Source organism: Paenibacillus sp. 2TAB19 (assembly GCF_052115185.1).
Lineage (GTDB): Bacteria > Bacillota > Bacilli > Paenibacillales > Paenibacillaceae > Pristimantibacillus.
This window is the reverse complement of sequence record NZ_JBFRGE010000024.1, coordinates 1-19,902: the sequence shown is the minus strand read 5'-3', so window position 1 is coordinate 19,902 and position 19,902 is coordinate 1. Positions and strand designations below refer to the sequence as shown.

19 protein-coding genes and 1 riboswitch are annotated in these 19,902 nt (G+C 49.2%); of the genes, 7 read left to right on the top strand and 12 right to left on the bottom strand.

All coding sequences use genetic code 11. From position 1 onward, the window contains the following. Positions 1-2: 2 nt before the first annotated feature. Positions 3-1,295 carry an ammonium transporter gene (locus AB4Z33_RS13045; protein ID WP_442050325.1) on the top strand — a complete coding sequence of 431 codons (1,293 nt, stop codon included), beginning with the start codon at positions 3-5 and terminating at the stop codon, positions 1,293-1,295. Positions 1,296-1,356: 61 nt separating this feature from the next. Here AB4Z33_RS13045 and AB4Z33_RS13040 read toward each other — a convergent pair whose 3' ends face one another. From AB4Z33_RS13040 to metA, 10 genes are all read right to left on the bottom strand, one after another. Beyond that, positions 1,357-1,740: a hypothetical protein gene (locus tag AB4Z33_RS13040; RefSeq protein WP_442050324.1), complete on the bottom strand. Its 384-nt coding sequence runs from the start codon at positions 1,738-1,740 to the stop codon at positions 1,357-1,359. Between the two features lie 132 nt (positions 1,741-1,872). Next, on the bottom strand, positions 1,873-3,264 hold the full coding sequence (locus AB4Z33_RS13035; protein WP_442050323.1) for a methyl-accepting chemotaxis protein: 1,392 nt from the start codon (positions 3,262-3,264) through the stop codon (positions 1,873-1,875). Positions 3,265-3,449: 185 nt separating this feature from the next. Then, a complete protein-coding gene (locus AB4Z33_RS13030; RefSeq protein WP_442050322.1) occupies positions 3,450-3,581 on the bottom strand; it encodes a hypothetical protein in 132 nt (43 codons plus the stop codon). 63 nt (positions 3,582-3,644) lie between these two features. Further along, positions 3,645-4,235, bottom strand: coding sequence for a 3D domain-containing protein (locus AB4Z33_RS13025; RefSeq protein WP_442050321.1), 591 nt, complete (start codon positions 4,233-4,235; stop codon positions 3,645-3,647). Between the two features lie 74 nt (positions 4,236-4,309). Beyond that, on the bottom strand, positions 4,310-6,247 hold the full coding sequence (gene thrS, locus AB4Z33_RS13020; protein ID WP_442050320.1) for a threonine--tRNA ligase: 1,938 nt from the start codon (positions 6,245-6,247) through the stop codon (positions 4,310-4,312). Between the two features lie 414 nt (positions 6,248-6,661). Next, positions 6,662-7,594, bottom strand: a complete 933-nt coding sequence (locus AB4Z33_RS13015) for a putative sporulation protein YtxC (protein WP_442050319.1) — start codon at positions 7,592-7,594, stop codon at positions 6,662-6,664. Between the two features lie 183 nt (positions 7,595-7,777). Continuing rightward, a complete protein-coding gene (gene mqnC, locus AB4Z33_RS13010) occupies positions 7,778-8,914 on the bottom strand; it encodes a cyclic dehypoxanthinyl futalosine synthase (protein WP_442050318.1) in 1,137 nt (378 codons plus the stop codon). Positions 8,915-9,341: 427 nt separating this feature from the next. Continuing rightward, positions 9,342-10,502, bottom strand: coding sequence for an aminotransferase class I/II-fold pyridoxal phosphate-dependent enzyme (locus tag AB4Z33_RS13005; RefSeq protein ID WP_442050317.1), 1,161 nt, complete (start codon positions 10,500-10,502; stop codon positions 9,342-9,344). Between the two features lie 4 nt (positions 10,503-10,506). After that, positions 10,507-11,670, bottom strand: a complete 1,164-nt coding sequence (locus AB4Z33_RS13000) for an aminotransferase class I/II-fold pyridoxal phosphate-dependent enzyme (RefSeq protein ID WP_442050316.1) — start codon at positions 11,668-11,670, stop codon at positions 10,507-10,509. 26 nt (positions 11,671-11,696) lie between these two features. Beyond that, on the bottom strand, positions 11,697-12,620 hold the full coding sequence (metA, locus tag AB4Z33_RS12995) for a homoserine O-acetyltransferase MetA (RefSeq protein ID WP_442050315.1): 924 nt from the start codon (positions 12,618-12,620) through the stop codon (positions 11,697-11,699). Positions 12,621-12,725: 105 nt separating this feature from the next. Beyond that, positions 12,726-12,830, bottom strand: a riboswitch (SAM riboswitch). Positions 12,831-13,234: 404 nt separating this feature from the next. Here metA and corA point away from each other — a divergent pair. From corA to AB4Z33_RS12975, 4 genes are all read left to right on the top strand, one after another. Further along, a complete protein-coding gene (gene corA, locus AB4Z33_RS12990; protein ID WP_337098037.1) occupies positions 13,235-14,170 on the top strand; it encodes a magnesium/cobalt transporter CorA in 936 nt (311 codons plus the stop codon). 147 nt (positions 14,171-14,317) lie between these two features. Then, positions 14,318-15,220 (top strand): LysR family transcriptional regulator, encoded by a 903-nt coding sequence (locus tag AB4Z33_RS12985; RefSeq protein ID WP_442050314.1) that lies wholly within the window; start codon positions 14,318-14,320, stop codon positions 15,218-15,220. Between the two features lie 64 nt (positions 15,221-15,284). Continuing rightward, positions 15,285-16,094 (top strand): histidinol-phosphatase, encoded by an 810-nt coding sequence (locus AB4Z33_RS12980; protein ID WP_442050313.1) that lies wholly within the window; start codon positions 15,285-15,287, stop codon positions 16,092-16,094. Between the two features lie 153 nt (positions 16,095-16,247). Continuing rightward, on the top strand, positions 16,248-17,093 hold the full coding sequence (locus AB4Z33_RS12975; RefSeq protein ID WP_442050312.1) for an EamA family transporter: 846 nt from the start codon (positions 16,248-16,250) through the stop codon (positions 17,091-17,093). 7 nt (positions 17,094-17,100) lie between these two features. On the opposite strand, the gene AB4Z33_RS12970 is transcribed toward AB4Z33_RS12975, so the two are convergent. Together AB4Z33_RS12970 and AB4Z33_RS12965 are read right to left on the bottom strand one after the other, a co-directional pair. Beyond that, positions 17,101-17,814 carry a pirin family protein gene (locus AB4Z33_RS12970; RefSeq protein ID WP_442050311.1) on the bottom strand — a complete coding sequence of 238 codons (714 nt, stop codon included), beginning with the start codon at positions 17,812-17,814 and terminating at the stop codon, positions 17,101-17,103. A 28-nt stretch (positions 17,815-17,842) separates the two neighbouring features. Then, positions 17,843-18,241, bottom strand: coding sequence for a DoxX family protein (locus tag AB4Z33_RS12965; protein ID WP_442050377.1), 399 nt, complete (start codon positions 18,239-18,241; stop codon positions 17,843-17,845). Positions 18,242-18,446: 205 nt separating this feature from the next. On the opposite strand from AB4Z33_RS12965, the gene AB4Z33_RS12960 reads away from it, so the two are divergent. Then, entirely contained in the window at positions 18,447-18,740 is a 294-nt protein-coding gene (locus AB4Z33_RS12960) for a winged helix-turn-helix transcriptional regulator (protein WP_442050310.1), read from the top strand. A gap of 151 nt (positions 18,741-18,891) precedes the next feature. Next, entirely contained in the window at positions 18,892-19,563 is a 672-nt protein-coding gene (locus AB4Z33_RS12955; protein ID WP_442050309.1) for a hypothetical protein, read from the top strand. The last annotated feature ends 339 nt before the right edge of the window (positions 19,564-19,902 follow it).

The following is a 19,902-nucleotide window of genomic DNA, read 5'->3' as shown; positions in this document are numbered from 1 at the left end:
CAATGGACATTATAGAACTGTCAAAGGGACTGGATACGATATGGGTCGTTTTGACGGCGGCGATGATTTTACTTATGGAGGGCGGCTTCGCTTTACTGGAAGCAGGCTTCGTAAGGCAGAAGAACGCTGTCAGTATTATTATGAAAGTATTCGTGGATATTGCATTCGGCGCACTCGTCTTTTACTTTATCGGCTTTGCATTTATGTACGGCAAGGACGCCGGCGGCCTTATCGGTACGACAGGCTTTCTAATGAATGGCGATCTATCGCATATCCAATTGAACATTTCCAATGAAACGTATTGGCTGTTCCAGTGCGCCTTTGTAATCGCAGTTATTTCTATCGTATCCGGCGCAGTCGCAGAGAGAATCAACTTTAGAGCTTATATTTTGCTGACTATCGCGATGACCGGCCTTATCTACCCGCTTGCGGGACATTGGGTCTGGTCAGGCAACGGATTTATCGGCAAACTAGGCATGATCGACTTCGCAGGCTCAGCCGTCATTCACGCGCTCGGAGGTTTCTCGGCGCTTGCCGCTGCGATCTTCATCGGCCCGCGTATCGGCAAATTCATGGCTGACGGCAAAGTCAATATCGTGCCTCCTTCCAATCTGCCGCTCGCCTCGGTTGGAGCGTTCATTCTTTGGTTTGGCTGGTTCGGCTTCAATGCAGGCAGTACGCTTAGCGCAACCAACACTGCAATCGGCCATATCGCCGTCACGACGATGCTGTCGGCTGCCGCCGGCGGGRCAACTTGTATCCTGTTCACGATGTTCCGCTACAAGAAGGCTGACCCGCCGATGGTCATTAACGGCTCGCTTGCAGGGCTTGTCGGCATTACAGCCGGCTGCGCATTCGTATCCGATGGCGCGGCAATCGGCATCGGCGCTGTCTGCGGCATCGCAATGGTGCTCGTAACGGAATGGCTGGAGAAGAAACAAATCGACGATCCCGTCGGCGCGTTCGCGGTTCATGGCATTAGCGGCAGTCTTGGCACAATCGCCGTCGGCTTGTTCGCAATGCCGGAGCTGACTGCGGGAATCGGCAAAGGCTATTACGGCCTGTTCTACGGCGGAGGCTGGAGCCTGCTAGGCGTACAAGCGCTTGGACTCGTTATTGTGTCGGTGTGGGGCTTCGTTATCACATGGGGCGTGTTATGGCTTATTCGCAAAATCATTCCCGTTCGCGTATCGAAGGACGAAGAATTGGTCGGTCTCGATGTCGGCATTCACGGCGTACCAGCCTACAGTCAGGAGCATGACTTCCTTGATGTCGATAAACTGAAAAGCAATTAAAAAAAAGAACCGTCGGATCGCATATACGATCTGACGGTTCTTCTTCTATATATGATGTTAATTAATCGATCATCTCAACTGCAAGCTCATCCGATACCGATACGATGTCATTCGCAGAAGCACGGCTTTGAATCGATCTTGCATTCTCAATCTCCAGCCTTAGGGCACGTACCTTCTCCATTGGCTTCTTCACGAAATGAATATATTCGACTGCCAAGTGATGATCCGGTTTCTTGCCGGATAGCAGCCTCTTGAGCGTAGACATGGATTGGTAGGCGCGATCCTCCATTAAGCGGCGCTTCTCGTAACGCTCGACCATTTGTTCGATTTCCGTAATTTCCTGTTCCTTCTTCGCTACGAAAGCGTCAATAAACGGAAATACTTCGCCCKCTTTATAATGATGTGACGTGCGGCTATAGGCCGTATGAATAATCGGATCTACCATGATAGTTCACCTGTCTTGTCATGTGATTATTACTTACATTGATAATCATACAACAAGTAAAGGCGGTTTGAAAACTGTTTTTTTGTCTGAATGTTGTCCATGTCAGCTATTTTTTGTGCAAGTTGAATATTCCTATAATGAAATATCGGCTCCTATGACGCCTATGATCTTAGCTCCATCCTTCACGATCGGAACGGATATGGTCAAGCATAGCTGCTTTGTAATCGCCGATACGTATATCTCCGATTGAAACGTCTGACCTGTAATGGCCCGCTTCCACCAATCACGTCCCTTTGCATTCAGCAAGCCTGCCTCCGGAAGGGAGAATAGGAACGATCCGTCATCCCGATTGGACCATATCGCTTCAATCTCCGGCTTCGAGCGAAGCAGCTCGGTCAGTCTTGCTTCGTGCTTCGCTTCGTCAAGCGATGCAAGCTCTTGATCGGCCGCCACGGCTCTTAGCCATTCCAGCAGCGACTGGACGTTGACTTTCACTGTCTTGTCCAATCGTTTAATGCCCACTTGATCGATCGCTTTCGTCAGATCGGCGGAAGAGCGCTGCAGGTTACGGCCGATACGGTTCAGCTTGCCAATCTGTTCACGCTGCTTCTTCGTCATCCGAAGCGTGCCGTCCACGCTTTGGAGCGTCTCATCAACAGAACCAACAACATCCTTCAGCATCAATGTCGTACCTGTCATATGTGCCGTCTGCTGACTGCTGGCCGCACTCGTCTGCTGCACAAGCTCATCTACTTCAATGATGCGCGAGAAAATAACGTCCATCCGTTCCTTGTTGACCGACATTTCGGCAACGCCTCGCTCAACGGACGCTTTCTCCAGTTCAACCGCGTCGACAACGAGCTTAACACCGCTCTCGATCTGTTCGACAAGCTCGGATGAGCGCTTAACAGCTTCTCCGCTTTGCTCGGCAAGTTTCTTGATCTGCTGGGCAACAACGGCGAACCCGCGTCCGTATTCGCCGGCATGGGCTGCTTCAATCGAAGCGTTCAGCGCCAGAAGCGAGGTCTGGGACACAATTTCTTGAATAAATTGGTTAATTTCATTTATGTATGAGGTCTGGTCGATCAACTGACGGATGTGCTGCTCCATATTCTGATTATGTGCGTTCAGATCGCTCATAACCTGATCGGTGCTTGTGAGGGAGCGGCATACCTCGATGACGACTTCCTTCGTTTCTTTACTCTTCTTGTTCAGATGTTCTGACGCTTCATTTATTTCCTCTGCCGCAGACGATACTTCTTGCAAGGCGGCGAATGTCTCCTCGATTCTGCTCATCGCGAGAGAACTCTTGGCGCGAAGCGACTGCTCTTGCACGGCGGACTGATCCGCAATATCAGTGAGATGGCCGATCGTTTGATCTACCTCGTCTACCGCTGCATTCAATTGGTCGGAAATGACGACCGATTCGTTCAACAGCTTCGTCATCCGTTCATGCTGTTCCCCGGCAGAAGCACCTTCTGCAGACGAGTTATTACGTGAAAACCAACGTGTGACAGCGCTCATGACAAATTTCCGCCCCTCTCAGCATCATAATACAAAAATTTCCTACATTATATACTAGCATTCGACAGGTGTAAAGCGCTTTCAGATGCACCTTCATATCATACGAAGAAGCCGCCATAGGAAAACCTATGGCGGCATTATCGCTTTGTATTGGTTGTTTCAGTTACGCGCTTATGTCGCTAACGTTACTTCTGCGCTTTTTGCTGCACAGCGTTCGATTGTTTKCCAGCCGCATTGGAATTGTTCTGATTGAACTCTTCAGCGAATTCGGCATTGTACTGGTTGTTCTGTGCTTTGTTGTTTTTGTTCTTTGCCATTGTATTCACCTCCCCGTCCATCAATAGTATGGCAAGTTTGTACCTTATTATTCGACCATTTCGTCACGATTCGAGGTATGTTTGAGGGATCGGCTTGCCGGCTTCAACCGCTTGATTGATTTGGTTTAACCATGATTGAGACAGCTTTCCCGACCCCCGTCTAAGCACCTGAACGTCGACCGTTCGCTTGCCCCATTGCTCGTATACTTCTTTGATCGTCTCGAAGTATAGATCGATTTTGTTACCCTTGATCGCCTTGCCCGTATCGGCTACAACGCCATAGCCGTACCCCGGAATATAAAGAAGCGTGCCAATCGGCAGAAACTTGGGGTCAGCGGCAATCGTAGACACTTGATCTCGCCTCACCTTGACGCCGGAATACGTAATACCGTATTGCGGATGACCCGGACGCTTGCCTGTCGATTCTACTCCGGCCGTGTAGCCTGTCGCTACGACCTTGACCGTATCCGGCTGCTCCTTCTGCTTCGTATATGCTTGGACTCTCGCCATTTGTTCTGCGCTCATATGCCGCGATGCGGCATCCCCTTCCGCTGAGACGCTAGCTGCAGCCGTCATATTCATAGCTACAGCAATGATCGCCATGTAGAGCAGTAACGGGATTGCTTTGATCCAATAGTAAAAGCTTGTTACCATCTGGGCTACTTCCTCCTCACAGAGAATAATGCCCAGACGGCACAAGCTTTATGCGTTATCGCTTTTGATTTGGCTTATTGGTGCTTCTCGGCGATCTGCTTCTGAAGCAGACCGATCAATTCTGCGACTGGCATAGCGCCGATGTCGCCTTCTCCGCGTTTGCGGACCGAAACCGCACCCGCTTGCATCTCGTTCTCGCCGACAACGAGCATGTACGGCGCTTTCTCAAGCTGTGCTTCGCGGATCTTGTAACCAAGCTTCTCGTTGCGGAGATCACTCTCTACGCGAATGCCGCTTGCTTGCAATTGTTCGGCAACGCTGCGCGCATATTCCTCATACGCTGTCGATACAGGAATGACCTTCGCTTGTACCGGCGAAAGCCACAGCGGCAATGCGCCGGCGAAGTTCTCAAGCAAGAACGCCGTCATACGCTCCATCGTACTAATAATGCCGCGGTGAATAACGACAGGGCGGTGCTTCTTGCCGTCGTCGCCAATATATTCAAGCTCAAAGCGCTCAGGAAGCAGGAAATCGAGCTGTGCAGTGGAGAGCGTCTCTTCCTTGCCAAGGGCCGTCTTGATCTGTACGTCGAGCTTCGGACCGTAGAACGCAGCCTCGCCTTCGGCCTCGAAGAATGGAAGATCGAGCTCCTCTACAACCTCGCGCAGCATACGTTGCGACATTTCCCACATCTCGTCGTTTTGGAAATACTTCTCCGTATCCTTCGGATCGCGGTACGACAAGCGGAAACGGTATTCCTTAATACCGAAATCCTCATACACTTTGCGAATTAAGTTAACGACACGAGCGAATTCTTCCTTGATTTGATCCGGACGACAGAAGATGTGTGCGTCATTCAGCGTCATGGCGCGAACACGGTGAAGACCTGTAAGCGCACCGGACATTTCGTAACGGTGCATCGTGCCGAGCTCCGCAATACGGACAGGCAGATCACGGTAGCTGCGCATATCGCTTTTGAATACCATCATATGATGCGGGCAGTTCATCGGACGAAGGACAAGTTCTTCGTTGTCCATAACCATTGTAGGGAACATATCCTCGCTGTAGTGCTCCCAGTGGCCGGACGTTTTGTACAGTTCCACGTTAGCCAGTACTGGCGTGTACACATGCTCATAGCCTAGACGCTCTTCCAGGTCAACGATATAACGCTCCATCGTTCTGCGAACCTTCGAGCCGTTCGGCAGCCATAGCGGCAGACCTTGACCGACTTCACGGGAGAATGTGAACATCTTCAGCTCGCGGCCGAGCTTGCGGTGGTCGCGCTTCTTCGCTTCCTCTAGGAAGTGAAGGTGCTCGTCAAGCTGCGCTTTCTTAGGGAATGCCGTTCCGTAAATACGCTGCAGCATCTTGTTCTTCGAATCCCCGCGCCAGTAAGCTCCTGCGACGCTAAGCAGCTTGAACGCTTTGATACGGCCAGTAGACGGCAGATGAGGTCCGCGGCACAAGTCGAAGAACTCGCCTTGATCGTACATGGTTATAACCGACTCTTCTGGCAGATCGCGAATGAGCTCGAGCTTCAGGTTGTCGCCAAGCTTCGTGAAGATATCCAGCGCTTCCGCTCTGCTTACAACGCGGCGGCGAATATCGAGATTTTGCTGGACGATCTTCTCCATTTCTTTCTCGATCTTCACAAGATCTTCGGGTGTAAGCGACTGCTCCATGTCAATATCATAATAGAAGCCGTCTTCGATGACGGGACCGATACCAAGCTTTACGGCTGTGTCGCCATAGATTCGCTTGATCGCTTGCGCCATTAGATGCGCCGTGCTGTGGCGATATACTTCAAGACCGTCAGCCGATTCTACGGTTACGATCTCTATCGCGCTGTCCGATTCGATCGGCGTGTAGACGTCTACTACCTTGCCGTTAATTTTACCTGCAATCGCATTTTTCTTAAGTCCGGAGCTAATCGAGCCCGCTACTTCTTCAACTGTGGTTCCGGCTTCGTACTCGCGTACCGCGCCATCCGGGAAAGTCACTTGAATTGCCATTATCCTTCATCCTCCTGTGTGTTCATCGACTATTGCTGCAGCGAGAGCGTCATTCATAGCGTTATTTGAACGCAAAAAAAGCACGCATCCCGCGAAGGGACGAGTGCTTGCATACCCGTGGTTCCACCCTACTTCGACTGCTTGCTATTGCTTCACCGCAGTCCTTGTAAATATCCGATAACGGGGATAACCGGTACAGCTTACTGCTTTGTGCTATTCGGACAAATCCGATAACGCTTCAGGTTCAACTGTACAGCTTCAAAGGGGTATATTGTCTTATGTTCGGAAGGAAATTGCAGCCGTCGTTTCCTCTCTCTGAGCCGAGCACCGTTAGCCAATACATGTCTTTGTCGTTGCTGTTCACATCGTATATGTGAACCATTATAGCGTTGTTGGCGCTATCGGTCAAGAAAATTAAGGCTGAACGAGCTCATCGAAGCTGCTGCTGCAGGAAGCGCATTTCACGCATACCGTTACTCTCGAGTCGAAGATCGTCTCAATCGTGCGTATCACCTGCATATCCGGCTGTCTCGTATGGATCGTAATATGCTTCGGCGATACGGAGATTAGCGAGCTTATAACCATGTCTTCAATATTCATCTCCGTCTCCAGCATCTCAGCTACGATTCGATCGGATGGCGGCTTCGGTTCAAGCGGTTGAAAAAACTCATTGTAGATCGAGAACTCATGTCCGCCTTTGTGAAGCAAATGCACATGCGGCACTTTCGTTTCTTGAAGAAACACGAAATACTTGAGCAGCGAGATGAACTCTTGATACTGCTTATCAAGCACGTATTCGTCGAGCGCATACTCGACCACCTCGGCAAGCTCCTTGCGATACAGCTCTAAGCGAAACGTTGCAAAACCAGCCAAATTCAGATGCGTATGTGTCTGCAAATACGATTCAATTTCTTCGGCTACTTTGTTTTTGCGCCGTTGCCGATCCGCATCCAGAAACTTCGTCCCAAGGCCGTCCCACTCTTTGCCGTGCAGCATTTCATGGCAATATTTCTCAATAACTGCTGGTTCGGCGTTCGGATTGTTCCGATATTTCTTGCGAATGATGGAGGCTAGTATGCCAGACTCCAGCTCATTCACCACATATTCGGCCAAAACGCTCGAGGTCGCCCTATAAACGCTCGGCCCATGCGACTGCAATTGAAAAGCCGGCAGTACGGCGTCGCAACGAATATCATGCCMGCTAGTCATCAGAAACTCAACTGCTGCGGCTGTTTGCGCGTTTGAGTCGATATGTAAAGCAACGACCGCTTGTTCTGTCATTGATTTGGCTAATTCGCCCGCCCTAGGCGGTGCGCTTGCAGACAACGATACAGTAAACAGCTCCATGAGCTCACCCCTTTCGTTCCTTATCAGTATATGGTCTCCCCTTGGGGGATATACGATGAAGAGATTGGAATAAGCTTGGGCATTCATGGTATCAAGACAATAAACATAAAGCGCCTGTCTGAGTTAATCCTATGAATAGGAAAAATCAGACAAGCGCTATCGTTAATGCTCATTTATCGCGTGCTAGTTCTGCATGACAAAGTCCGTTGCAGCATGCTCGGATTCTTCATACATCTTAATAATATTGTATTTCGTATCCCGTTGAGCAGGAATCTTACCGGCTTCGCGGATCAACTTAAGAATAAGTTCAATATTGACCTTGTGCGTCGTGCCTGCGGCCGAGACAACGTTCTCCTCAATCATCGTGCTGCCGAAGTCATTGCAACCGTAAGACAACGAAAGCTTGCCCATATCCGGCCCCATCGTAACCCAAGACGATTGGAAGTTGTCGATATTGTCGAGCATAATCCGGCTAGCCGCAACAATACGGAGATACTCCTCCGGTTTTGCTTTCTCCAGCTTCAGATTCGTATTGTCCGGCTGGAACGGCCACGAGATGAAGGCCAGGAAGCCCTTCGAATCATATTTGTTCGCGATGCATTCATCCTGTGCGTCGCGAATGCGAAGCATGTGGAGAGCTCTCTCTTCAACCGTCTCACCTAATCCGTATACCATAGTAGCCGTTGTGTTCATGCCATGACGGTGAGCAGACTTCATAACGTCCATCCAATCCGTCCATGACCCTTTCAGACGGCTGATCTTGCGACGTGTTCTGTCATCGAGAATTTCCGCGCCGCCGCCCGGCAGCGAGTCCAACCCCGCTTCATGGATTTGCTTAATAACTTCATCTAGCGTCAAACCGTCCGATACTACCTTCATCTTCTGAATCTCCGCCGGCGAGAACGAATGCATCGTTATGTTCGGGAAGTGCTGCTTAATCTTGCGCAGCAGGTCCGTATAGTAAGTGAACGGCAAGTTCGGGTTTGTTCCGCCCTGCATCAATATTTCAGTGCCGCCAACGTCGACTGTTTCTTGAATTTTGCTCAGAATCAGCTCATCGTCCAGCACATAACCTTCCTTGGAACCCGGTGCGCGATAGAACGCGCAGAAGCGGCAATATACGTCGCACACATTCGTGTAATTGACGTTGCGGCCTACGACGAATGTCGTTATCGGCTCAGGATGCTTCCTCAACATAATTTGATTGGCTACATGCCCCATCTTCTCGATCTGATCCGATGCAAGCAGCTCCATTCCCTCTTCCAGCGTAATGCGTTCGCCGCGAAGCGATTTATCCAATATACGGTCCAACGTACTCATTCCGTAGACCTCCTTCATTCCGATCTAATTAGTCTTTCAATGAATAATCCTATCATAAACGCGTCGCTAAAGTAACCCATCACGAACGCATCAAATTGTCAATATTGAGAAGTATGGTGCTGAACACTACAAGGTTGTAAGAAGCGACCTACATTTGAATGGATTTTATCCAGTGAAAATGGTCTTGTAGACAGATTTAAAGCTTTTAAGTGGAAAACATCCACCCTAATCCGCCTATATTGCTCGTTTTCATCTCTTCAAGCTTATTAGACTGTACTTATTCCACTCAAACGGCAAACTACGAGCTACTCACCCCGTTGTGATTGGATGAAATCCAATCACAAATATGATGCGACAACAAACAGCAGCTTACCTTTTGAGGTAAGCTGCCGTTTTAGGTGCTAGTGATGCCAACGAGCCCGGCAAATTAAGCTCGGAGCGCTGCGTCTAGATCTGCAATCAGATCATCGATATCTTCGAGGCCTACCGAATAGCGCACGAGGCCGTCCGTAATGCCGCGCTCCAGTCGCACTTCGCGAGGCATCGCCGCATGGGACATCATCGCCGGGTAGGAGAGGATGCTTTCCACGGCGCCGAGACTTACCGCAACGAGCGGAATCTGCACGGCGTTAAGCACTTTCTTCGCTTTGTCGCCGCTGCCTACGTCGAATGACACGACCGCTCCGTAGCCAAGCGATTGGCTTTCGTGAATCTCACGACCCGGATGGTCAGCTAGGCCTGGATAATACACGGCTTCGACAAGCGGATGATTCGAAAGCCATTCAGCCAGCTTACGTGTGCTGCGTTCGCTATGTTCCATACGTGCTTGCAGTGTCTTCATACCGCGCATAAGCAGCCAAGACTCCTGCGCGCTAAGTACGGTTCCCATACCGTTCTGCAACGTCTTCAAGCGGCGGCCGAGGCCTTCGTCGGCTGTAACCGCAAGGCCAGCCAACACGTCGCTATGCCCGCTCAAGAACTTMGTCGCGCTATGCAGCACGATGTCGACGCCCTGTTCGATTGGACGCTGGTGATACGGCGTCATGAACGTATTGTCGAGCATCGTCAGCAAGCCATGCTCCTTCGCCCAAGCCGTCGTCTCGGCGATATTCGTAATCTTAAGCGTTGGATTGGACGGCGTCTCCATGAATACCGCTTTCGTATTCGGCTTCAATGCCGACTTCACCGCCTCGAAGTCCGTCATGTCGACGAAGGTCGACTCGATTCCGAGACGGCTCAGTATCGTCGTCAACAGTCGGTAAGTGCCGCCGTATACATCTTCGGTTACGATGACATGCTCGCCTGCAGACAATAGTAGAAATGTCGTCGAAATCGCTGCCATGCCCGATGCGAATGCGAAACCWTGCGTGCCGCCCTCAAGCAATGCTATATAATCCTCAAGCGCTTGACGGGTCGGATTACCCGATCTGCTGTAATCATATTGCGGCGGATTGAATATATCATGATGATGGAAAGTTGACGCTTGGAAGATCGGAACGCTGGATGCGCCCGTCTGTTCATCGATCTCAGCGCCGAAGTGAAGCAGCTTCGTCGCAAACTTGCGATTTTTGTTATTCTGTTCGCTCATGCTGTTACTGCCCCTCCTCGATCTCGATTTTTGCTGCAGCAAAGGCTTGCTCAAGATCAGCAATTAAGTCGTCCGAATGCTCAATGCCTACCGAGAAACGAAGGAGGCGATCGTCAACGCCAATCGCTTGGCGAATCTCAAGCGGAATATCGGCATGCGTCTGAACAGCCGGGTACGTCATTAGCGATTCGACACCGCCGAGGCTCTCAGCGAATGCAATCAGCTTGATATGACGCAGAATCGGCTCAATATAACGTGCATCCTTCACGCGGAAGGAGAAGATACCCGTGTTGCCAGACGATTGGCGGCTTTGAACATCGTGGCCGGGATGATGCTTAAGCGCCGGGTAGTACACATCAGATACCGCTTCATGCTCTAGCAGGTAATTCGCTATTACTGTTGCGTTATGCTGATGGCGATCCATACGAAGCGCTAGCGTCTTCATACCGCGCATAAGCAGCCATGAATCCTGCGGCCCAAGAACCGCGCCTATCGAATTGTGCAGGAACGCGATTTGTTCGGAAAGCTCCTTGCCTTTCGTCACGATCAGACCGGCAAGCACGTCATTGTGACCGCCCAAATATTTGGTCGCGCTATGAATGACGATATCTGCGCCTAATTCAATCGGACGCTGGAAGTACGGCGTTAATAACGTATTGTCGACAATCGTAATCAAGCCTTTGGAATTCGCCCATGCGCATACGCGTTCAAGATCCGTAATCATCATCAACGGATTCGTCGGCGTCTCGATAATAACCGCCTTCGTATTCGGCTGCCACAACGCCGACATGCCGTCGATATCATTTGTGTCAACATAAGAAGCAGTAACGCCGAACCGGCTCATAATCCGTTCAAGCAGCCGGTATGTACCGCCATATAGATCTAGGGAGACGATCAGGTGATCGCCTTGGCTGAACAAAGCGAATATCGTCTGAAGAGCAGCCATGCCCGAGCTACAGGCAAATCCAGCATCTCCGGATTCGAGCTGCGCTGCTGCTTCTTCCAATACCGCTCTTGTCGGGTTCTTCGTACGGGTGTAGTCAAATCCCGTGCTTTGTCCGAGCTTCGGATGGCGGAACGCTGTTGATTGATAGACAGGGAAGCTTACTGCTCCCGTTACAGGCTCCTTGATTGAGCCGATTTGTGCCAAATGACTTTCGATTTTCATGCTTGATACGCACTCCCCTATTATTATTAAATACCGGCACCTAAATCGTACGGTGTTTGTTGATAAACGTAATAATTGAGCCAATTGGAGAATAGCAGGTTCGCATGCGCTCTCCATGTCGACAATGGTACATTGCTTGGATTATCTCCCGGGAAATAATTGACCGGTACGTCAATTTCTAGTCCTCTGGACTTATCCCTGTCGTATTCGTACTTCAGTGAAGCCGGATCGTATTCCGAATGGCCAGTTACGAAAATCTGTTTGCCATCGCGGGAGGCGACGATATAGACACCGGAATCAGCCGATTCCGATAAAATATCAAGCCGCTCGATCGCATCTATGTCTTCGCGGCGAACTTCCGTATGGCGCGATTGCGGTACGTAGAACAGCTCGTCGAAGCCGCGGAGCAGATTAACGTTGCGCTTATCGGTCTCAATCGAATGCGGGAAGACCCCGAACATTTTATTATCGAGATTGTATTTCGGCACGCCGTAATGATGGTAGAGTCCTGCTTGAGCAGCCCAACAGATATGGAAGGTCGAAGTGACGCGCTTCGTGCTCCAGTCCATGATTTCCTTAAGCTCTTCCCAATAATTGACGTCCTCGAACGGCATATGCTCAACCGGAGCTCCCGTTATGATGAGTCCATCGTAATATTCATGCGCGATTTCGTGGAACGTCTTATAAAACGATTCCAGATGCTCGGAGGATGTATTCTTAGACGTATGTGTCTTCGGATGCAGCAGCACCACTTCCACCTGAAGCGGCGTGTTGCCGATGAGGCGAAGCAATTGCGTCTCCGTCGTTTCCTTCGTAGGCATGAGGTTCAATATGGCAATGCGAAGCGGACGGATGTCTTGATGATAAGCGATGCTCTCGTCCATCACGAAAATATTCTCGTTGCTTAGTATTTCTTTTGCCGGCAAATGATCTGGAACTTTGATTGGCATGTCGCTCAACTCCTCTGTAGGTTGCTTTCTTCAACCGGAAAATGCAAAAAGACCCTTTCTGCTGTGAGAAAAGGCCTTATGGCTCGGTAAAGAAGCCGTCCGCCTCTCTCATCTCTCAGAAACATTACTGTTTCCGCAAGAATTAGCACCGTGCTTACGCCGGTTGCCGGGCTTCATCGGGCTAGTCCCTCCGCCTGCTCTTGATAAGAAAGTTGTCTATTCGATTGTCGCGATTTACTAATTATTTTCACTTTAATGCATTACGCGGACGGCGTCAAGATTTACGTTTTCGTATAAACACATTATAGGCGCAGAACGTTGTAATTATGCTTGTATGTAAAGCGAAAGCAGGAGTATACTAGACAAGAATTATGTCCTGTAATTCCACTAAAAGAAGGAGTGAATACGAACATGGACGGCGACCCGAAGCCCGAAATCGACCGAATACGGTTGCTGCCGGTTCTCTGCGACCCGCAGGCCTGTTGATAGCGATGACGCTTGCTCATTCGCGATGATGTCTAATCATCGCACGGCTCGCGGACATCGGGTTTAACCCTGCGCATCCGCCTATTGAGCCGGCAGTTCCTCTACCTTTATTGAAGGAGTGACTGCATATGAAAATACGTCTCGTGAACAATGGTGTATTTGCACCTATTGAAGACATTAATCAAACACTTTTACCGCCCAAAGAGGGTTTTTATTGGATTGACGCCGATGTTGAGGATTTGGCTGTCCTGCAGCCTTTATTCAACATGCATGATCTGGCTGTAGAGGATTGCCTCAGCGAAGAAGAGCAGCGTCCGAAGATCGAAATTTATGAAAGCCATTATTTTATCGTTATTAACAGCATCCGTTTCGACGATGAAGAAATTTTTCTGCGCGCGCTGAACATTTTTCTCGGCCGCCACTTTATTATTACCGTAACGAAGCAAAAAATTAACGAACTGCGTTCGCTGAAGCCCGTCCTATGGGAGCAGGAAGTCAGCAGCCCGGACTATTTCCTATATCATCTCGTCGATATTGTCGTCGACAACTATTTCCTCGTCGGTGATCGGATCGACGATCGGATCGAGTTGCTTGAAGAGAACATTCTGATGCATACGAAGAAATCGCATTTGAATGAAATTATCGGTCTGCGCGGCGAGATTCTCTGGCTTCGCAAAGTACTCGGTCCTCAGCGCGATGTCATTGCGACGCTTAACAAGAAAGACCTGAAGCTGATCGACGACCAGCTCCAAAAGTACTTTAGCGATATTTATGAGAATGCGTTGAAGATCGCGGAGTCTTTCGACACGTACCGCGATTTGATGGGCAACTTACGAGAAGCTTACCAGTCCAGCGTAGCCAACAGGGCCAATGAAATTATGCGCGTGTTTACGGCGATTACAACCATATTCATGCCATTGACCTTCATCACGGGCATTTACGGGATGAACTTCGACTTCATTCCTGGTCTGCATTTGCGCTTCGGTTCCTATGTGCTGCTAGGTGTTATGCTTTTGCTCGGCATTTGCATGTTCTACATTTTCCGCAAAAAAGAATGGCTCTGAACTAAGCCGTACGGCTTACTGCTCAGACCGCGCTACTCAGGCTCCCCAGCCTGTAGAAGACGCGGTCTTTTTTTGCCGTTGAAGGATATTTCATTTATAATAGAAAGGTCGTTATTGAACAGCCTGTAACGACTAAGGAGGATTATCGTGAACATTAGCCAGCTTGAAACGCTCCTCACCATCTCCAAGACGATGAGCTTCCGCAAAGCGGGCGAGCTACTCAACCTCACGCAGCCTGCCGTATCCGCACAGATCAAGACCCTTGAGGATGAATTCAAAACCGTTCTAATCGATCGTAACCAGCCCGTTACCTTGACTGACCACGGTCAAGTTTTTTTGGAGCATGCCGAGCAAATTTTGTCGATTGTAGAGGAATTGAAACAGAAGCTCTCCGATCTGCATGCAACCCCGCAAGGTCATATCGTGCTCGGAACAACATCATCTATCGCGATTCAAATATTGCCGCGGGTATTATCTTATTTTCAAAACCAGTTTCCATTAATTAAGACGACTATTCATACGATGTCCTCAACGCAAGTCATGGCCAGTGTCGAGAACGGCTCGGTCGATATCGGCATTTCGTACTTATTCGAGAAAAATCCGAACATCCATTCCTCCGTTCTTTATTACGATACGTTCGAGCTTGTTGTGCCGCCCTCGCATCCCATGAGCAGTCTCACGCATACAACTGTCGATAAATTAAAGGACATACCGATGATTATGCTCGCGCCGGATACGCTTGGACGCCGATTCGTGGATCAAATTTTCCGCAAATACAACATTCAGCCGAATATCGTCATGGAAGTATCGAGCAGCGAGGAAATCAAAAGAATGGTCGAGATCAATCTAGGGGCGGCCGTCGTGTCAAAGCTTTCCATCGCCAATGAGCTTCGACTGGGCACACTAAAGATGATAAAGGTTACTGAGCTCGAAACAAGCCATCCCGTAGGCGTCGTCTACAAATCAGGACGTTACTTGAATACGGCGATGCGCCAGTTCATTAGCGACTTAAAAGGAATGCCGGAGCACCATTTCATCAGCTCCGAATAACATTCGAACGAATTGCACTCGTATGTATAGTTTTATTTATCTCGCCAGTTAGGAGCGATACTAGATGAAATTTGACCTTCACACGCATCATGTTAGATGCGGCCATGCGAATGGCACGATCGAAGACTACATTATTGCCGGCATGGAAGCTGGGCTTCAGGCGATCGGAATTTCCGATCACTCCCCTTACTTTTATCACGAGCAGGATCAACCATCGCCGGGAATCGCAATGGCTCGGAGCGATTTTGCCAACTACATAGAAGAAGTGCTTCGCTTGAAGCGCAAATATGAGGGTAAAATCGAAGTGTTGCTCGGGATGGAATCCGATTTCTATCCCGAACATGCGGACGTCTATCGGCAAGCATTTGCTAAAGTACCGTTCGATTATTTAATCGGGTCAGTGCATCAGGTCGGAGGTGTCAGCATTTTCAACCGCAATCGGTGGAAGGGACTGGACGAACGGCAGCATGTGGAGTCGAAGGAAGCCTATTACGATCTTATTAAGCACTCTGCGCTTAGCGGCATGTTCGATATATTGGGCCATATCGATGCGATGAAGGGTTATTATCCGGCCTTCTCGGATATTCCGGCGGCAGCTGCGATCGATGATACCCTCCGTACGATCGGAGAATGCGGCGTATCCATTGAAATCAATACGTCCGGTAGCACCAAAGATGTTGGCGGATGGTATCCTTCGGATGCGATATTAGAGAGGGCGCTCCACTTCGGCGTTAATGTCACATTCGGATCGGATGCCCACATCCCCAGCCGGGTAGGAGACGAACTTGAGCTCGTGCGTGCCAGGCTGAAGGAAATCGGCTTCAAGCATTGGGTGTTCTATCGGAAGCGCGAGCAGGTTATCGTGCCTCTATAAACAATCTGGACAAAAAAAGTGGACCTGCACGTCGCAGGTCCCAAGAGATATATTAAAAAAGGGGGTCTTGTTTATTATAATAGCCCCTTAATGTAATACGTTCATAACAGAACCATTTCAATTGTGTAACAAATTTAGGGGAGTTGGAACATCATGTGGCTCATCACGGCCATCAGCAGCGCCATATTGTTTGGACTAGCCGGCTGGTGGATGAAGGTATCCCAAATGCGCGGCGGTTCAACTGGTATGCTGTTGCTCGGCTTGTATGCAGCAGGCTCCCTCGGCTTCGGCATCCATTCAGCGATCGAAGGCAATATATCGATGCTTGGCAACCCTAAAGTATGGATCCCCGGAATCGTAATCGGCATCGGATCAGCACTTGGCAACTCTCTATTTATGAAAGCGCTCGAGTTCGGACCGGCCAGCCTTACATCGCCATTAACGAATATGAACATTATTTTGGTCGTTGCGCTTGGAACCTGGTGGTACAGCGAACCTCTGTCATCAACCGAAGCCATCGGTATAACGCTGCTGCTGCTCGCAGTCTTCTTCATCGCCCATAAGCGCAAAGAACCGTTAACGATATCGGAAAAGCGTTGGTTTTGGCTCGTCGGCATCGCGATCGTCATGTTTGCTATACGCAACGGCGGTCTGAAGGTGACCGAGGAGCTCGGATTGCCAAGCGCTCCCATTCTGTTCATTGCTTATATCTTGTCGATGCTATGGTTCATTCGACCGGTTGGCAAAAACATTTCACGCGAATCCGTTCGCACGGGTTTATGGTTCGGTTTAATCGCAGGCCTCTTCTCCTATGGCGGCCTTCAGCTTTATGCAGTCGCATTATCGACGGGGCAAGCTAATCTGGCAGCTCCCATCTTTGCCACCAATAGCCTTGTTGTAGCAGCAGGAGCTATTCTCGTATACAAAGAAAGGCTATCCATTATGCAATGGACAGCCTTCGTACTTACGTTGCTCGGTTTAATCGTTATTCGTTTATGACATAAGGTTAAGGCAGATCAATCAACATGATTCTGCTGTTCTCGGATGCAGTCAGGACAAGCTCCTGCTCATCCGTGATCCTCGCTGAATCTCTTCTTCCGAGCACGGTATCCCCATTCAGTAGAATGGAACCTTCTAATACGAACAGTAATCCTTTTCTCCCTTGCTCAAGCGAATAGGTATGACTGCTGCCTTCCTGCGGCTCAGCGAGGTAGATGGACATGTCCTGATGAATCCGGGCAATACTGCCCAGCTGCTGCTTCGTCTCATCCCCGCTCACGACAAGAGTCAGTCCCTCCTTCAGCCCCTCCGTATCGAACGACGTTGTTTCATAAGAAGGCTTCAGACCGGATATTTTCGGCAAAAACCACATTTGCAACAATTCAAGTGATTCATTCTCCGAACGATTATATTCCGAATGAAACAAGCCTGTACCCGCTGACATGCGCTGTATGCCGCCCCATGTCGTCTTTGCCGTGTTGCCGATGCTGTCTTTATGCTCCAAATGTCCTTTCAACACAATCGTTACGATCTCCATCTCTTGATGGGGATGCATCCCGAACCCTTTGGAAGGAGCGATCCAGTCGTCATTTAAAACACGCATCGGGCCGAACTGCATATTGTTCGGATCATAATAATCTGCGAATGAGAAGCTAAAGCTGGTACGCAGCCACCCGTGATCCGACTGATGTCTATCTTCCGCACGATGAATGTGCAACATATCAATCCCTTCCTTCCTTGCTATCTTATTATTGTATCAAAGCGTCGATCGAGTAGTCCCCAGCCCCTGTGAGCGCAACGCCTAGCAGCACTGCGATCAATACCAAGTTGTACTCGTATCCGTTGCTGGTCGACCACAGACCGTTAGCAGCATGTACTTTGATGATAGCAACCAGCATCGTTCCGATAAGGAGCGCCGCTCCCAGCCACGTAACAAGTCCTGTTGCAAACAACAACCCGCCAATTAATTCCGCCGCCCCTGCGCCTACTGCCATCAACACGCCTGGTTTCATGCYAATCGATTCGAGCCAACCTGCCGTCCCTTTAATTCCATAACCTCCGAACATCCCAAACAGCTTCTGTGCGCCATGACCTACCATCAACAAACCAATAATAACCCTAATAATTAATAACCCCGTATCCAACATTTCAATCTCACCCTTCATCCTGTTTTGTTTGTATCGCATGTGTTATGCTATGACACTTATATTATTATTGTTACTTACTTTTGTCAAGCATATAACCTATATAAAGTTTTTTTGTCTGTAACCTTGAATTGCACTTACTTTTTGTTCGTACATATGCTACAATAGAAATACAAAAAGCGGGGTGATACGGTTGGATTATTCGACAATGTGCCCAAAGTATGAAGCCGCGGCCGACATATTAGGTAAAAAATGGACTGGCAGAATTATTCGGGTTTTGCTTGGCGGGCCTAAACGGTTCAAAGAAATAAAAGAGCAAATTCCCGAGATGAGCGACAAGATGCTAACGGACCGAATGAAGGAGCTCGAGACACAGAACATCATTAACCGGAACGTATATCCGGAAATGCCCGTTCGTATCGAGTATGATTTAACGGATAAAGGTCGTAAACTTCAACCTGTTATTGAATCGATTCAAAAATGGGGAGAAGAATGGATGTAACAAAAAAACCGCGAAGGCGGTTTTTTTTGTTGCTGGACTATGCTTCATTTGTCATATCCTCTATAATCATAAGCAAGAGACGAAGAACGTCCCGTTTATCAGCCGAATTACGGCTATAGCGGGGCGTTTTTTTATGGAGAGGATGATAGATATGAATTTTGAAGCTGCACATCACCATTTTATTATGCATCATCTTAATCAACGCAGAGGCGAACGAAAAGGCCGCTTGGAAAGAGGACATAATCACGCTGAGCTATTGTTCCTTCGCAACGTCTGGTGGCCGCTCCAAGGCAGCTTCGATCATCTGCATCCCGAATATGAAGTACCTGATTGGCGCGGCCGTTCCTACTTTGCCGACTTTGCCTGGCTTCCCGGTCACGTAAAACTTCTATTCGAAATCAAGGGGTATGCTACTCATGTTAGAGACATGGATAGGCACAAATACTGCAGCGAGCTCAATCGTGAGATGTTCCTGTTTGCTATGGGTTATCATGTGCTCTCCTTCGCCTATGACGATGTTGAGCAGCGGCCTGAACTATGTATATCCATGCTTAGAATGTGCTTGAGCAGATTCCAAACGCGCAGCAGCAGCGCAAGCCGAGTCATGCTTTCGGAGAAAGAGCTCGTACTTCTCACCATACAGAACGCACGCTCTATCAGACCCAAAGACGTTGAAAAACATTTCGAGATTGATCATAAAACCGCTATTCTAATGTTACAAAGGTTAACTGAAAAAGGTTGGTTGCAACCTACCTATGGTGCCAAGCAAGAAAGAGTCGTTCGTTATTCACTGACGAAAGACGCCGTTAGCGACTTACTATAATTTAACTGGAGTTTCTCCTGTTATTTATTTAACTTTCGAGTGCCCAATACAAATAACTGGAATTTCTCCTGTTAATTTGGCCGCGAACTGACAAGCACTCTAAAAAGGTTAATATTAACAGGAGAAATTCCCGTTAATCGCGATAAAATGCTAATAAGTGCTGAAATAACGGGAGAAAACGGAGCTATTAACCGTGGGTAGTTTTGAAAAGCTCTGAGAGACAGGGGGGCTTGCAAGTAGTTTTGGTGTGCGGTRTGCGGTGTGCGGTGTGCGGTGTGCGGTGTGCGGTGTGCGGTGTGCGGTGTGCGGTGTGCGGTGTGCGGTGTGCGGTGTGCGGTG

Excerpts from the sequence above, each read along its gene's own strand:
- metA (WP_442050315.1), bottom strand. The coding sequence starts at position 12,620 with ATGCCAATCAAAGTTCCAGATCATTTGCCGGCAAAAGAAATACTAAGC.
- AB4Z33_RS12955 (WP_442050309.1), top strand. The coding sequence starts at position 18,892 with ATGAATTTTGAAGCTGCACATCACCATTTTATTATGCATCATCTTAAT.
- mqnC (WP_442050318.1), bottom strand. The coding sequence starts at position 8,914 with ATGAGTACGTTGGACCGTATATTGGATAAATCGCTTCGCGGCGAACGC.
- AB4Z33_RS13025 (WP_442050321.1), bottom strand. The coding sequence starts at position 4,235 with ATGGTAACAAGCTTTTACTATTGGATCAAAGCAATCCCGTTACTGCTC.
- corA (WP_337098037.1), top strand. The coding sequence starts at position 13,235 with ATGAAAATACGTCTCGTGAACAATGGTGTATTTGCACCTATTGAAGAC.
- AB4Z33_RS13035 (WP_442050323.1), bottom strand. The coding sequence starts at position 3,264 with ATGAGCGCTGTCACACGTTGGTTTTCACGTAATAACTCGTCTGCAGAA.
- thrS (WP_442050320.1), bottom strand. The coding sequence starts at position 6,247 with ATGGCAATTCAAGTGACTTTCCCGGATGGCGCGGTACGCGAGTACGAA.
- AB4Z33_RS13000 (WP_442050316.1), bottom strand. The coding sequence starts at position 11,670 with ATGAAAATCGAAAGTCATTTGGCACAAATCGGCTCAATCAAGGAGCCT.
- AB4Z33_RS12960 (WP_442050310.1), top strand. The coding sequence starts at position 18,447 with ATGTGCCCAAAGTATGAAGCCGCGGCCGACATATTAGGTAAAAAATGG.
- AB4Z33_RS12980 (WP_442050313.1), top strand. The coding sequence starts at position 15,285 with ATGAAATTTGACCTTCACACGCATCATGTTAGATGCGGCCATGCGAAT.
- AB4Z33_RS12975 (WP_442050312.1), top strand. The coding sequence starts at position 16,248 with ATGTGGCTCATCACGGCCATCAGCAGCGCCATATTGTTTGGACTAGCC.
- AB4Z33_RS12970 (WP_442050311.1), bottom strand. The coding sequence starts at position 17,814 with ATGTTGCACATTCATCGTGCGGAAGATAGACATCAGTCGGATCACGGG.